The sequence below is a fragment of the Methylobacterium sp. CM6244 genome (assembly GCF_054817885.1).
Genome location: NZ_CM139247.1, coordinates 377,102 through 389,493 on the forward strand (window position 1 = coordinate 377,102; position 12,392 = coordinate 389,493).

Annotated in this window: 17 protein-coding genes and 1 pseudogene; 9 read left to right on the forward strand and 9 right to left on the reverse strand. The window is 61.3% G+C overall.

The window, feature by feature from the left end; genetic code table 11:
* Positions 1 to 88 precede the first annotated feature (88 nt).
* Both ACYQML_RS01725 and ACYQML_RS01730 read right to left on the reverse strand, forming a co-directional pair.
* Positions 89 to 1,381 carry a Y-family DNA polymerase gene (locus tag ACYQML_RS01725; RefSeq protein ID WP_461234505.1) on the reverse strand — a complete coding sequence of 431 codons (1,293 nt, stop codon included), beginning with the start codon at positions 1,379 to 1,381 and terminating at the stop codon, positions 89 to 91.
* Entirely contained in the window at positions 1,378 to 1,833 is a 456-nt protein-coding gene (locus ACYQML_RS01730; RefSeq protein WP_461234506.1) for a LexA family protein, read from the reverse strand. Before ACYQML_RS01730 ends, ACYQML_RS01725 begins: the two co-directional genes overlap by 4 nt.
* On the opposite strand from ACYQML_RS01730, the gene ACYQML_RS01735 reads away from it, so the two are divergent.
* On the forward strand, positions 1,832 to 2,179 hold the full coding sequence (locus tag ACYQML_RS01735; protein ID WP_461234507.1) for a DUF6894 family protein: 348 nt from the start codon (positions 1,832 to 1,834) through the stop codon (positions 2,177 to 2,179). The two genes, ACYQML_RS01730 and ACYQML_RS01735, sit on opposite strands and share 2 nt — an antisense overlap.
* 134 nt (positions 2,180 to 2,313) lie before the next feature.
* On the forward strand, positions 2,314 to 2,580 hold the full coding sequence (locus ACYQML_RS01740) for a hypothetical protein (RefSeq protein ID WP_461222222.1): 267 nt from the start codon (positions 2,314 to 2,316) through the stop codon (positions 2,578 to 2,580).
* Between the two features lie 8 nt (positions 2,581 to 2,588).
* Here the strand turns inward: ACYQML_RS01740 and ACYQML_RS01745 are convergent, their stop codons facing one another.
* The gene (locus ACYQML_RS01745) at positions 2,589 to 2,813 is read right to left on the reverse strand and encodes a hypothetical protein (RefSeq protein ID WP_461222221.1); all 225 of its coding nucleotides are present in this window, start codon (positions 2,811 to 2,813) and stop codon (positions 2,589 to 2,591) included.
* A 239-nt stretch (positions 2,814 to 3,052) separates the two neighbouring features.
* On the opposite strand from ACYQML_RS01745, the gene ACYQML_RS01750 reads away from it, so the two are divergent.
* The 3 genes from ACYQML_RS01750 (at position 3,053) to ACYQML_RS01760 (ending at position 4,294) form a co-directional block, all read left to right on the forward strand.
* A complete protein-coding gene (locus ACYQML_RS01750) occupies positions 3,053 to 3,295 on the forward strand; it encodes a DUF6894 family protein (protein WP_056434697.1) in 243 nt (80 codons plus the stop codon).
* A gap of 370 nt (positions 3,296 to 3,665) precedes the next feature.
* Positions 3,666 to 3,899, forward strand: coding sequence for a hypothetical protein (locus tag ACYQML_RS01755; protein WP_461222220.1), 234 nt, complete (start codon positions 3,666 to 3,668; stop codon positions 3,897 to 3,899).
* A 74-nt stretch (positions 3,900 to 3,973) separates the two neighbouring features.
* Positions 3,974 to 4,294 carry a hypothetical protein gene (locus ACYQML_RS01760; RefSeq protein ID WP_461234508.1) on the forward strand — a complete coding sequence of 107 codons (321 nt, stop codon included), beginning with the start codon at positions 3,974 to 3,976 and terminating at the stop codon, positions 4,292 to 4,294.
* Between the two features lie 217 nt (positions 4,295 to 4,511).
* On the opposite strand, the gene ACYQML_RS01765 is transcribed toward ACYQML_RS01760, so the two are convergent.
* Positions 4,512 to 5,467 (reverse strand): IS630 family transposase gene (locus tag ACYQML_RS01765; protein WP_461222664.1). Its coding sequence is split into 2 segments (ribosomal slippage): positions 4,512 to 5,116 and positions 5,116 to 5,467, totalling 957 coding nucleotides; the frame shifts between segments, so codons are not numbered across the junction.
* Between the two features lie 146 nt (positions 5,468 to 5,613).
* On the opposite strand from ACYQML_RS01765, the gene ACYQML_RS01770 reads away from it, so the two are divergent.
* Positions 5,614 to 5,736 (forward strand): hypothetical protein, encoded by a 123-nt coding sequence (locus ACYQML_RS01770; protein WP_461234509.1) that lies wholly within the window; start codon positions 5,614 to 5,616, stop codon positions 5,734 to 5,736.
* Positions 5,737 to 5,995: 259 nt separating this feature from the next.
* On the opposite strand, the gene ACYQML_RS01775 is transcribed toward ACYQML_RS01770, so the two are convergent.
* Entirely contained in the window at positions 5,996 to 6,529 is a 534-nt protein-coding gene (locus ACYQML_RS01775; RefSeq protein WP_461234510.1) for a Ros/MucR family transcriptional regulator, read from the reverse strand.
* A gap of 554 nt (positions 6,530 to 7,083) precedes the next feature.
* Between ACYQML_RS01775 and ACYQML_RS01780 the strand changes: the two genes are divergently transcribed.
* The gene (locus tag ACYQML_RS01780; RefSeq protein WP_200930133.1) at positions 7,084 to 7,257 is read left to right on the forward strand and encodes a hypothetical protein; all 174 of its coding nucleotides are present in this window, start codon (positions 7,084 to 7,086) and stop codon (positions 7,255 to 7,257) included.
* 184 nt (positions 7,258 to 7,441) lie between these two features.
* Here ACYQML_RS01780 and ACYQML_RS01785 read toward each other — a convergent pair whose 3' ends face one another.
* The 4 genes from ACYQML_RS01785 to ACYQML_RS01800 all read right to left on the reverse strand — a co-directional run bounded on the left by ACYQML_RS01785 (position 7,442) and on the right by ACYQML_RS01800 (position 10,768).
* Positions 7,442 to 7,942, reverse strand: coding sequence for a hypothetical protein (locus ACYQML_RS01785; protein ID WP_207412345.1), 501 nt, complete (start codon positions 7,940 to 7,942; stop codon positions 7,442 to 7,444).
* A gap of 1,030 nt (positions 7,943 to 8,972) precedes the next feature.
* Positions 8,973 to 9,494, reverse strand: a complete 522-nt coding sequence (locus ACYQML_RS01790) for a phospholipase A2 family protein (RefSeq protein WP_082490349.1) — start codon at positions 9,492 to 9,494, stop codon at positions 8,973 to 8,975.
* A gap of 552 nt (positions 9,495 to 10,046) precedes the next feature.
* Positions 10,047 to 10,547, reverse strand: coding sequence for a thermonuclease family protein (locus ACYQML_RS01795; protein ID WP_461235637.1), 501 nt, complete (start codon positions 10,545 to 10,547; stop codon positions 10,047 to 10,049).
* Positions 10,445 to 10,768, reverse strand: coding sequence for a thermonuclease family protein (locus ACYQML_RS01800; protein ID WP_461234511.1), 324 nt, complete (start codon positions 10,766 to 10,768; stop codon positions 10,445 to 10,447). The genes ACYQML_RS01795 and ACYQML_RS01800 overlap by 103 nt, the downstream gene beginning before the upstream one ends.
* 105 nt (positions 10,769 to 10,873) lie before the next feature.
* Between ACYQML_RS01800 and ACYQML_RS01805 the strand changes: the two genes are divergently transcribed.
* On the forward strand, positions 10,874 to 11,098 hold the full coding sequence (locus ACYQML_RS01805) for a hypothetical protein (RefSeq protein ID WP_207412344.1): 225 nt from the start codon (positions 10,874 to 10,876) through the stop codon (positions 11,096 to 11,098).
* Positions 11,099 to 11,669: 571 nt separating this feature from the next.
* Positions 11,670 to 12,365 (forward strand): annotated as a pseudogene (locus ACYQML_RS01810) (FAD-binding domain-containing protein).
* Positions 12,366 to 12,392 lie beyond the last annotated feature (27 nt).

Below are 12,392 nucleotides of genomic sequence, written 5' to 3' on the forward strand. Positions count from 1 at the left end.
CGTGGTACCGATGAACAGCGCTTGGTGCTCTGCAGGCGGAAGGGCATGGGCCAAATGCCGTGTGCATCAACGGTATTGTCGCCTCTTCTCACGCATGCGCCGTTGGCAGCTCTGATATCTGTGTCGTGTAGCGCGGGCTCCGCATCTCGAACTTCGTCGACCAGGTCCGCTTCGTTTCCAGGCCCGCCCGGGCCGGCACGACGGCACCGCGCCTAAAGCGCCGATTGCACTCGTCCATCGCGGCCATCAACGGAGCGCTGCGCTCACGGTCGAGCTGGCCGATCAGGGCGCGCTGGGATTCCTCCAACAGCTTGAGGTCGGTGGTGATGACGCCAGCCTTACTGTAGCGCCACGGCCGGTCGCCTGGTGCCTCGCGCCAAGTGCGGGTCACACCCTCGAGCGCCGCTTTGATCAGCGCCAATGTGTCGTTCGTCGCCTCCGGTAACGTGACAGTCGTCGAGACCGAGCGCATCGGGTCGCCGCGGTCGTGCTCGGAGGTGTGGTAGAAAACCGAGACGTGGTTCGTGCCGAGCCCACCCCGGCGCAGCTTCTCACCCAATCGGGTCGCGTGAGCGGACACCGCCTGCTCCATCGTGGCTCGGTCCTCGATCCGGCTGGAAAACGAGCGCGTCACGGCACACCCCTTCCGTTGGGCCGGCATCAGTTCGAGCGGCAGGCAGCACACGCCGCGCAGCTCATGGATGATGCGCTCGCCAACCACCGTCATCGCCTTACGGACCGGACGCGGGTCGAGGTCGCGCAGATCGGCGATGGAATCGACGCCCATGGCTTCTAGCTTCGCCAGCGAGGCCCGGCCGATCCCCCAGACCTCGCCGACGTGGATGCGACAGAGCCAAGCCGCCCGCTCGTCCTCGTCCGAGAGGTCACACACCCCGCCGAGATCCGGAATCGTCTTGGCGATGTGGTTGGCGAGCTTCGCCAGCGTCTTCGTTGGCCCAATCCCCACGCATGTCGGAATGCCGGTCCAGGCGCGCACCGTCGCACGCAGGTCACGCGCGAGCTCGACGCGCCGATCCTCGCGCACGTCCGACAGATCGAGGAAGCTCTCATCGATGGAATAGATCTCCACAGCCGGCGAGAAGTCGCGATAGACCGCGTTCGCCCTGGCGCTCATGTCGCCATAGAGCGTGTAGTTCGACGAGAACGCCCGCACGCCCTCGCGCTTGCACAGGTCGCGGATCTTGAACCAAGGCTCGCCCATCTTGATCCCGAGCGCCTTGGCCTCGGCGGTGCGGGCCACCGCGCAGCCATCGTTGTTGGACAGCACGATCACCGGGACGCGGGCGAGCTTCGGGTCGAACACCCGCTCGCAGGAGCAATAGAAGCTGTTGCCGTCGATCAGCGCGATGGCACGGCTCATCGAACCAGGCCGGCCCGGGCGATGTGCCAGCGGATCGAAAACCGTACGACGCCCCAGATCTCGGCCTCGCCGCTCTCCTCAACCGCGAAGGCCGGCAGGTCCGGGTTCTCGAACGAGAGCCGCGCCACGTTCCCGTCCACGAGGAAACGCTTGATCGACATGTGGCCATCGATGGCAGCGACCACGACGCTATCGTGCACAGCTTTGAGGCTCCGATCCACGACGGCAAGATCGCGGTCGAAGATGCCGGCGCCGCGCATGGAATCTCCGGAGATGTTCCAGGCGAACGTAGCCGGCGGGTTCGGTGCGAGCCACCGCGGCAGTTCGAGCGAGCCTTCGAGGAAGTCGTCAGCTGGCGACGGGAAGCCAGCGCAGAGCGTCGGCCCCATGATGGGGATGTGGACAACGTCGGTACCGCCCGGCGTCAACTCGTCGATTCGATAGACGCCCATGGCCCTCTCCGTTAGAACGAAAAGAGAACAAACAGGCTGGTGGTTCCGGGTCAATCTTAACCGTATGCGGCCTATTCGAGCCTGTGAAGAGCTGTGGATGGCGCGCCAGACATATCGATTTCACTGCATCGACGGACACGCCGTGATCATCGACGAGATGGGTGTGAAACTACCGAACACTGGCTTGCTCTGGCACCATGCTGAGCGAGCCGCATGGCAGGTGATGGAGTTGAGCGGGCGAAATCTCGACTGGTCGGATTGGGTCGTCGATGTCCACGACGGCGCCGGCCGGCACGTCATGACCCTTGGATTTATGGACGTGGTCAACGTCCCGATGGCGGCGTGAGAATAGGCGAGATGGGGTAGTGGGTCAGTTTACAAACTGAAGGCTCGCCGGCATCTCAGGTGCTGCTGTTTCTGTTTGGGCCACGGATAACCTTTGTAGACCCAACACTAGTAAATGCAGGGGATCAAAGGCCAATGCAGCAATTCAGCCTTGAGCTTTTCCCCCAGCAATCCAGCGATCGGCACGATATGCCCTCGCTCTTAATCTGCTATGGCAAGTTAATGGCGCAAATTATTAACCTGAGCAGTAGGTATATCCCTCTGTCAGATCCCGAGCGCGTCCGCCATTCGGTTCGACTGGTGCAGGAGATGAAAGCCGAGATCGCCCGAAGCCGTGACCTTCTGAGCGAAACGAAGGAAATCCTCCGCAAGATGCCGGATCTAAGGCCGAACTTCGACTAGCGCCAGCCTCAATCAACCGGCGAAAATCTCTCGATAAAGCGCAAGCCGTCCCAAAGCTCGACGGTCTCATCGCCCACCATCGCTTTATCTTGCTGAACGGCGCGCTCCTCATTGTCGGCTGCGAGCCGCATCGCGTTCACGACCGTCCCGCTCTTGGCTACCACGATGGCACGGTAAACCGCCGATTGCCGATCACCTAAACCGCTAAGATGGAGTTGAGCTGAGCCCGACACGGCTTTGCTCCTTCTATGGCGGGAGCATTCTAATCTCAGGAGTCGCCGCCTGATTCGCTAGCTGATTAGAAACGATATCGACGACCCAATACGGTCGCAGCCACATATGTCAAATTGTTGCAAGATTAGGAACTTCTCAGAATTTGTCCCTTTCTGTTCTAAGCAGTTCTGTATGAACCCAGACAGAAACCCTAGCTGGAGATGCGCGGTTGGCCTAGCAAACCGAACAGGGAGAGCCTATGCCCCGCTACTTCTTTGATCTCCACATCGACGGCAAAGCCCAGCGTGATGATACGGGGGTGATTTTGGAGACGATGGCGGAGGTGCGTAGGGCAGCACAGAAGCTCCTGCCCGCGATCGGATACGAGGAAATCCCCGCAGATGGAGATCGCATGTCGATTGTCGTCTTTGTGACAGATATGGATAGTCGTCCTGTCTACTCCGCTACGTTAAGCTATTCGGGGCTTTCGCTGCTGAGGTAGCACGCTCCCCTTGGTGAATTTGCTCTATAAGACTGATTTTACAACAGGACGTACGAACCACCGATCAAAAAAACTAATCAAATGACAAATTTTCGAAGTTTGAGATTCCGGTCGACACGTTGTCACATGCCTTTTCCTCAGCAATCTTGGCCGACCTGGGGAAAGGCGGCTCGCTGCCAACGCATCATTCGGTGCATTTCTAATTGAGGTGTAGGGGTAGACGAGGAAGGAAGACTCCATGCCGTGCGGAACGACCCTGCTAAAGCGCTCTGCGATCCTGGCCTTTGCCGTGGGATGCTTGTGGCTGCCCACTGGCACCGCTTCGTCCCAACCGTCATCAAGCGTGTCAGACGCTGATCGGGAGAAGCGGATGGAGGCCATGCACCAACAGCAAGTGGAGAATTCGGCCAGCCAGGCAAAGAAGGACAAGGACCGCGACGCCCGCACCGACCGTCTATCGAAGTCCGTTTGTATCGGATGCGGCGGTGGCGTCGTGCCGTTCGATCCGTCTGGGCGCGCTGCGAAGAAGGAGCCACGCAAGGCTCGGGCAGTGAAGCCCCGGCGTATTGATCCAGCACAAGCGGGTGGCGAAGGCGGCGATTGACGAGCCCGACCATCCGGCGAGCCTCCGCCGAGTTGCCTCACGGATCAGATCGAACTCTCGCACAGTGACAGTCCATGGCAAAGCTAGCTTTCAATTTGATGCTGGAGGAGCCGCGTGAGACATACATTGTCACCAGCGCGGCCCTGATCGTCGGAAGGATCGATTGTATTCAAGCCGAACCTGTGGCGGACCAGCAGTGGGCATGGGCGATGCACCTCGATATTGGTGTGGCACCGTTCCGGCGAGGCGGAAACGCTGGCTCTGCCGACGAGGCGGCATTCAAGATGCGTGAGGCTTGGGAGGATTGGAAGGTCTGGGCCGGGTTGCGGGATGTCGAGGGAGCCGAAGGCACCATGGCAGCGACCGTTCAGATGCCCCTCAAATCGTTGACGTAGAGCATCGCATTCGTTGTCCGGCCCATTGCCGCAGCCAATTCGGATACTGGGCGACCCAAATAGGGGCGTAGCCTCGTGCACACCAACAGCAGGCCCTCTCATGGATGCTAGCGAGAGGTTCTGTCGCATCCCCCTCGCGCCGTTCTCGGCGTTTGCTGCTGCCGAACAAGGCGACCCTCGTGGCAGCGAATGACAATGCCACTAGAGTTGTGCCCGCTCAGCTTGGATCATAGGCATCGTATCCAGCGGCGGTGAGATAGTTGCGGCACTCGTTCGGCCGGAAGGCAGAGAAAGCCTCTCGAATGGCGATGGTCAGGTCGTCGGCGGTTCGCGCTGCGGCGGTCCGAAGGAGGGCTTTGACCTTGGCAAAGACTTGCTCGATGGGATTGAACTCGGGACTGTAGGGCGGGAGGTAGAGAACTCGTGCGCCGACTGCCTCGATGGCCTCGCGCACCCCAGCGACCTTGTGGGCGTTCAGGTTGTCGAGGATGACGGTATCGCCGGGCTTGAGCACCGGAGCCAGGGTGTCGGTGACGTAGGCCCGGAAGCGCATACCATTCGTGGCTCCATCGAAGACGGTTCTGGCGATCAGTCCCGTGGCGCGCAGGGCGGCGGTGATGGTAGTGGTCTTGTAGTGCCCGTGAGGCACGGCGATCCGGCAGCGTTCGCCGCGCGGAGCACGACCATAGCGGCGGGCCATCTTGGTCGTGGCGGCCGTCTCGTCGAGGAAGACCAAGCGATCCGGATCGAGATCGGGTTGGCGCTCGAACCAGTCCTCGCGTGCGGCCTTCACATCCGGCCGCTCCTGCTCGGCCGCGTGGACAGCCCCTTTTTACGGGTGATCCCATGCCGGGCGAAGAAGCGTGACAGGCTGCTCGTGCTTGCCCGGACGCCCCGTTCCGAGAGCCTGTCGCGCAGTTCCCGCAGGAAAGAGAGCGGGTGCTCTTCGTAGATCCGAAGGATCAGGGTCGCCTGCGCTTCCAGGCGCTGCGAGTTGCGGTCGCCGCCCATGGGCCTGGGCGCGATCCGCCCGTCCTGCCGAAAGCGCTCGTGCCAACGGATCGCGCTGGCTGCCCCGACCCCGAAGCGTTTGGCAGCCTGACGCCGCGATGCACCTGCTTCAATCGCGGCGACCACACGCTCGCGCAGATCGACCGACAGGGCTGACGGCATGGCAATCCTCCCTCATAAGCCCGTCCAGTGAATCACACGCCAGCCAGATCGCCTACCCCAAGCGATTCAACCCGCCAGGGCACGGCTCTAGCTACACCCTGAAACCCGCTTTCGCGGCGAAGGTTGGCGACCACATCAAGCTCGCGGTGGAAGCCGAGAACGGGACCAACTTCAAGATCGTGGCGACCGCCGAGCAGTTCGACGCGCTCAAAGGCGATTTACAAAGCATCCTTGCCGAGGGCGACGCAAAGGCCGAAGTTACGGAGTAGCGGATTAGGCATGCTCATTGATCGTTAACCATATGATCCCCACATGAGGGCTAGGCCGATCGCGACCCACGTCGCTTGATCGGAGACGGCCACGATGCCGGGACAGGGTGACGCCGGATGTACGCGCACCTTGGCTCGGTGTCCGTGGCCGTTAGCTTTTCGGGTAGCTGCTATTCTCGATGCAGTTCGACCTTCTCCCGCTTTCCTCTGTCCAACCGCGGGTAGGGCCTAGCATGCGCCCGGCGCCCTTCAAGGCTCGTCAGGCAGCGACAGCAGCCTTGCGTGGCCGCCCGGCCATCTTGGGTTTCTCAGGGGCCGGAGCGGCCTCTTCAACGACGGCCTTTTCTGGAGCGGCTATCTTCGCGTTGGCTGCACCCTTGCGCTGCTGCCCAAGGCCAAGGGACCGAGCAAGCTCCGAGCGCTGCGCCGAGTAGCTTGCGGAGGTCATGGGATAGTCGGCGTGTAGGCCATGCTTCGCACGGTAAGCCTCAGGGCTCAGCCCGCGGAGCGTTAGATGCCGGCGCAGCGTCTTGTAGGGCTTGCCATCCTCGAAGCTGATGAGGTGGTCTGGCGTGATCGACTTCTTGATCTGTGCCGGCGTCGCCTTCTCGATCTTGTCCACCTCCGGCGCGCTAGATCCACCGCTGGTAAGGCCGCTGATGGCGGCGTGCACGCTGCTCAGCAAGTCGGCCAATGATCCTACCGGAACCGAGTTGTTGGAGACGTAGGCGGCGACGATGTCAGCCGTAAGCTCGATATGGCTGGTCGGCAGTTCGGGAGTCTGATCTGTCATATCGTTGTTCTCAAGAGGAGCCGTGGAACCCCCATAGAGCAATGTTTCGAGGCGTTCTCAATAGCATTATTATCGGACAGAGAAATAGATAGGTGATATAAACGCTCTTCGAAGCCAGCCGCGCCGACCTGGAATGAGAAGCAATAGGCCATCGATGACGCACGAACTCCCGCCCTGGCGCGAGATCATGACGGATGACTATGCACCCTGCCTTTTCACGGATCTTGGGGCTTCGGAAGCTTGGATCGCTTCTTCGGAAACCCTCAGGGTCCTATTGGTTCGCAAGCATGAGGGGGAATTCCGCCTGCGCCTGGTCCTTCGAGAGGGTGTCGATCTGAGATGGGGCCAACCGCAGACCCGAGCTGGAGGTGGGATTACGCCCATGGGCCAGAGCTCGCCCTCGACGCTACTGAGGTTTGGATCAAGCGGGCCGATGGACGACGCGAGCGTGTGAATCAGACGGAGACGCGACCGCACCCTTGAGGAGGAGCAATAATTCAACGATCTGGTGGAAATTGTTGCCGTGATTGCCGGGGCAGGATACGGCCAGCGTCATGTCCAAGCTTGTCGCTCTCCTTGACCGTCTGAAGGCCCATCAGCACGTTCTGATCGTCGCCGCTGCGGATCACGACACTATGCCAGCCGATAGTGTGCTGAAGCGCGTCGCCGAGTTGGAGAATGCGATTGCTGCCGTCGAGGCAGTGATGGCGGAGGAAGATGGGAACTAGGTCCCGATACCAACGAACGAACCCGCGACAATGAGCATGGGAGGCTCGAACTTTCGAACCTCCGGATCATGGTCACCGACTTACTGCGTCCCAATCGGACAGTTCCTGAAGCTGGAACCGATGCACCGGATATGCTGATTGGCAGCTTCTGAGGAAAGCCATCCGTTCCTCACGCGAATAAAATTTAGGCCGTGAGGCGCTTTTCGTCTTTGGAAGAGAATTCCTCGGCGATCGTCATTGAGATCTTCGACAGCCACGCTTCTGCTGTGCGAGCCCGCTCTTCCGCTTCTCTAACGCGCGCATCGGCGGCTTTCAGCAACGCATCGGACCGGGTTTGAATATCCTTGGCATGGCTCTCGGCTGCTCTGATGCGCTCATGCGCGGCCGTCATATCCTCACGAACCCGGTCTAGAAGCTCACGAACGCGGATCTCCTGCTCCTGAGTTTCGGCTTCAGCCTCCCTTACCCGATGCGCAGCGTCCCTGACCCTATCAATCAGGTCCGACCAATCCTGTGGGGTGGCGTGATGATTAGGGGGGGAGTCAGTGGTTTGCCTGTCCGTCGAGCCAATGACCCGCAGAATGCCGGCCAGTGAAGGCGCAGAAATCTGCTTCGTATCGGATGCCTGCCGCTCGACTTCGAAATCCCTGGTGAGATCACGCATGATCTTTTCGATCTGATCCACCGTATGATTCCTTACAATCAACCTAAGCACATCGTTTCGGCCTCTCGCATGCCGAGCCGGGAGCACTCCCTAATTTTTTATAACCGTCAAGCGCGATAAAATTGTCTAATTATACTTTGGAAGAACCAACTGCTCGGTGTTGCTCATATATCTCTCAGCATCAGATGCGCGACTTCCCCATCCTGCTGCTTGCGCAGATCACGTGTGCCGCTCAACCCAAGTAGCGTAGGTCGGACAGCCGGCCTTTCCCAAACGGCTCAGCAGGGCGCGGCCCGCGCCTGCCACCTGTCGCGGTCGCGCTCGGCTACGGCAAGCCGCCACTGTAGCCGTTCCACCTCGGCGTGAAGCTCGCCCGCATCCACTGCCAGCTCGACGCACTGCTCCTGAACCTCCGCGAGCTGGGCGCGTAGCTCGGCGTTCTCGGTCGCTAGGGTGAGCAAAAGAAGAGCGTCGGAAATGGCGGGCCTCCCAGGGATTGAGCAGGCCGTGGGCGTCGCCGACGCGGGTTAGCGTTGAATTAACCATCTCGAACATATGGCCTGTGTGCCCTGTGATGTCAGGTTTTGAGATGCAGAGCGGACCGTAGAGGCGGCTGAAGTCATTTAGTAGCGACATCCGAGAAAACGGTATGGCGAGCAGCGATCAATCCTAACGGGAACGTAGAACTGCACACACTCTCGCCGACCTTTGGGTCGATCGTATCTACAACGCACTGCGGAGCCTATGCCGCTGTACGCCGGAGTGAGCACGCCTATGATCAAAATCCTGACGGCAATCCTGTCGGTCTTCGTTGTGCTGGCGCTGGGCGCCTGTGTGACGATGTTGATGCTTCCGTTCAGAGCCCTCCGGGGTCTGATGCGCAGCCCAGCCGAACCGGCTTAACCTGGTCGCCCGTACCGGCGGGATGATCGAGGCCTTCCGCACGACCCTCAGCTTGGTGATGCGGGGCGCCGTGTTCCGGCAACAGACGATCACGTCGATATGCCAGACCAGGATGTGACAGCTGGACCTCCCCTAATGGAGCTTACCCTCAGGGAGCCTGGCAGCTCATGGCATCCGCAGCCCCGACAACGCTCAAGGCTCGGCGACGTATTTCTAGCGTGACGTCTGGTCTTTCCGAAACCGCAGTCGCCTCGCGCCTCAGCTTCTTGTCACAAGCGCACGAGCGATGTCCGGCCATATCGTAGCACGCGTCATGGCGCTGACAGGCGGCATCTAGGGCGTCAGTCGGCGGAAGATCCGCGCCACGCTGGCCCGAGCCGCAATAATTGCCATGGAACAGATCCTTACCCGCGATGACGTTAGCAAGATCGCCCTTCGCGGGAGTCTCATCCTCGCGAGTCCCGCTCGGGTTGAGTTCGTTGGCGGGTCCACCGGCTTTGCTGGCCGATCCTCGCAGGACCTTCGGGATGCCGGAGCGCGCATCTGGCTCGGCGAGTGCCTCTCCGGTGCGAGAGTTCGGATCCGACAGGTCCGGGAGCGGCGGAGGCGGCCCCGGCCTTACGTCATCGATACTCTCCACGGCCTGATCCTGCGACAGGGTTTGCGCCATGGCGTCTTGTGCCAGGAGCAAGGTGAGGGACAGGATGATCGCGCCTATGGTTCTCAAATATGCCTCCTAGGAGGTGACGCGGGAGGGTGAGACGCCCCCCCGTTCACCGAGCCCTTGCAACCGCTTTCCCACGTATGATCGGCGAAGCCGCTCGCGCGTCGGCCATGGGTTACCCACGACGCACTCACACCTCAGTGTGGGGGCATTCGAAGTACGCGAAGGTCTCGTTGTCTGGGCCTGACCTTCAGCCGCCTAGGTACGGTGGAGACCGTAAAACCGTTCCCCGTAACTTCGTAGGGCGAAGGTATTTTGCAGGAGGCGCACACGAATACCCAGCACGACCTCGGCGCTCTCGGACGCCAGGACGAGCAGGAGCAGGGGATCGGAAACAGCGGGCCTTCGGAGATGAGGCCAAGGGAGGCGGTAACCTACTCAGTCATAAAACTTCTCAGAAACGGCGATTAGTCGCCGCAAACATTTTCTGGCGTATCTCATCCATTATGGCTGAAATCTTCTCCGGATCTATGCCGGTCTCAATCAGTGCTTTTGGTATTACCGCGGCGCCCGCCACCCAGCCGCTTTCGCTTCGTCTTCAGAGCAGAACATGCGCTCGCCGTCCTTCTCGCTGATCCGGGTCCGGTCATAGTCGCGCGATCCGGGAACGTGGAAGACCTTCTCGCCCTTTCGGCTAATGTTCCCCTTGATCGCGCAGCCGCCGGCCTTGGGGGCCGCTTGCGGAGGCGTCGGCGAGGGTATCGGACAAACTGGACCGCCCGCTGCCGCGAACCCCATTGTCATGGCCCGCTTGCCCTTGCGCCAATCTCCTGGTGCCGTGAAGGCTCCTCCCCATGTCCCGAGCTTTCCCGCCTTCGCGGTGTCCTCAGATCCAACGTAGTCCTCCGAGTACCGGCGATAGGCGATTGCATGGCCCTTCGCGACCAGCCAGCGGTTCAGATCCTCGGCCCCCTTTCGGAAGACCTCGACGGTGCGTCCGTACTTATCGGTATCCCTAGGATCGCAGGAGACAGGTTCAGAGTTGATCCGGTTGGCCAGCGCGAGGGCAGCGGCCTGCCCGCATCGGAAGCCTTCCCCACCTTATCTTCGCAGAGCTGGGCGCTTTCGGGCGCGTCGATGGCGTGAAGGCCGATGCGGGTACTGCCGATATCGAGGGTGTCGCCGTCGATCACCGAGGCCCGGCCGGTGATGGGCTCGGCTGCGAATGCGGGAGCCAGTGACAAGGCAAGGAAGAGGGCATGAAAGTACATCGATTTCATCAATATCGACTATCGATCCAATCTGTTTGAATGATGGTGCACTGCAGCGCATATCCCTCTCATCAGACGGGGCGCAGGCCCCGAAACACCAGAGGGATTAGTACCATGACCGTCCATAAAATCGTTCTTGCCGCTTTCGCCGCCATCACCCTGACCGGTACGGCAATGGCTGAGGATCGCGTTAACCTCACGCCGACCCTCTACCGTGAACAGGCTCGCGTCACTGCATCGGTTCGTCCGGCTTCCGAGCTGACGACCACGCCGTCCCTGACCCCGCGTGCCCCCACGACCCGGCGCCTCGTTGCCGACGCTGAAGCCACGGCCCGTTAGGACGGCTTCCCGGGCGGCCTGTCCCAGCACCAGGCCGGCCGCGATGCGATCCTGATTCTGCAGGGTCCTTCCGCGCCCCGGTCGCGACTATCCTCATCTTGGCGTCCCGGGGGTGGGCGCTGTAGCTCGAGGGCGATCTCGGTTGGCGCCTCAGGCCACGTCCGCAGCTCCTCTGGCGTCGTTAGCAGAACCGGCATCTCCTTCGGGTGGCCTGGGCCAACGATGCCATTCGCATCGCATATAAGGAACGAGAACAGCCGGTGCTCGGCCTCGTGGCGGTTGGGGTTCCCTCGCGCGCTTCAATCGCACAAATCTTCTCAGCGCCTGACGGCATCTTGCGAATGCCCGTGGCGAAAGCCTGCCCCCCCGCAACGACGGCTGCAGGCATCGAGAGCCCCCATCAGCGTGAATCACGGGAATCGCCCCGCCTTCGGCCGAGATGGCCCGCGTGGGCCGCCTGTAACGCCTCCAAGGGCATAGCGCCGAAACGGGTGCCCTCACCGTCGGGATTCGGTCGCATCTGCTTCTCCCCGCCGCGCGCTAGCTCATGGCCATGGATCGCATTTTCCCTATGACCCGCGCCGCCGGGCTCGACCGTCTCGCTGCCTTTCTAGAACATGAGGGAGCCGAGTATGCCGGGGCCCGCAACTTCGACCTTGGGCCCGAAGGGAGGTCCACGACCTCGACGCTTTCGCCCTACCTGCGCCGGCGCCTGATCACCGAGGCCGAGGTCGTCGCTGCGACCGTCGCTGCCTTCGGTGACGAGGGGGCCGAGAAGTTCGTCAGCGAGGTATTCTGGCGGACCTATTTCAAGGGGCACCTGGAAACCCATCCCACCACCTGGACGGACTACCTTGCGCTGGCCGCTGAGGGCTATGAGCGGCTCGCCGGCGAACCGGGCCTGCGGCGGACCTACGCGGCTGCGATTGAGGGGCGGAGCGGCATCGATTGCTTTGACGCCTGGTCGAGCGAACTCGTCGAGACAGGGTGGCTGCACAACCACGCGCGCATGTGGTTCGCCTCGATCTGAATCTTCACCCTGCGCCTGCCTTGGGCCCTCGGCGCCGAGTTCTTCTTGCGTCACCTCGTCGATGGCGATCCGGCCAGCAACACGCTCTCCTGGCGCTGGGTCGCCGGCCTGCACACCCCCACTCGCGGTCGGCATTATCGAACAGCATCAGCCGTAGGGGCCCAACGGCATAAGATCGCCGCAAAATTAAGCGAAGCCCGCTTTGCGTTGACGGTCCGGTTGCCGAATAAAATTTGAGGAAACGGTCGCGATTGTGCCGGGACG

Excerpts from the sequence above, each read along its gene's own strand:
- ACYQML_RS01725 (WP_461234505.1), bottom strand. The coding sequence starts at position 1,381 with ATGAGCCGTGCCATCGCGCTGATCGACGGCAACAGCTTCTATTGCTCC.
- ACYQML_RS01735 (WP_461234507.1), top strand. The coding sequence starts at position 1,832 with ATGGCCCTCTCCGTTAGAACGAAAAGAGAACAAACAGGCTGGTGGTTC.
- ACYQML_RS01730 (WP_461234506.1), bottom strand. The coding sequence starts at position 1,833 with ATGGGCGTCTATCGAATCGACGAGTTGACGCCGGGCGGTACCGACGTT.
- ACYQML_RS01740 (WP_461222222.1), top strand. The coding sequence starts at position 2,314 with ATGCAGCAATTCAGCCTTGAGCTTTTCCCCCAGCAATCCAGCGATCGG.
- ACYQML_RS01750 (WP_056434697.1), top strand. The coding sequence starts at position 3,053 with ATGCCCCGCTACTTCTTTGATCTCCACATCGACGGCAAAGCCCAGCGT.
- ACYQML_RS01755 (WP_461222220.1), top strand. The coding sequence starts at position 3,666 with ATGGAGGCCATGCACCAACAGCAAGTGGAGAATTCGGCCAGCCAGGCA.
- ACYQML_RS01760 (WP_461234508.1), top strand. The coding sequence starts at position 3,974 with ATGGCAAAGCTAGCTTTCAATTTGATGCTGGAGGAGCCGCGTGAGACA.
- ACYQML_RS01775 (WP_461234510.1), bottom strand. The coding sequence starts at position 6,529 with ATGACAGATCAGACTCCCGAACTGCCGACCAGCCATATCGAGCTTACG.
- ACYQML_RS01780 (WP_200930133.1), top strand. The coding sequence starts at position 7,084 with ATGTCCAAGCTTGTCGCTCTCCTTGACCGTCTGAAGGCCCATCAGCAC.
- ACYQML_RS01790 (WP_082490349.1), bottom strand. The coding sequence starts at position 9,494 with ATGGCGCAAACCCTGTCGCAGGATCAGGCCGTGGAGAGTATCGATGAC.
- ACYQML_RS01800 (WP_461234511.1), bottom strand. The coding sequence starts at position 10,768 with ATGAAATCGATGTACTTTCATGCCCTCTTCCTTGCCTTGTCACTGGCT.
- ACYQML_RS01805 (WP_207412344.1), top strand. The coding sequence starts at position 10,874 with ATGACCGTCCATAAAATCGTTCTTGCCGCTTTCGCCGCCATCACCCTG.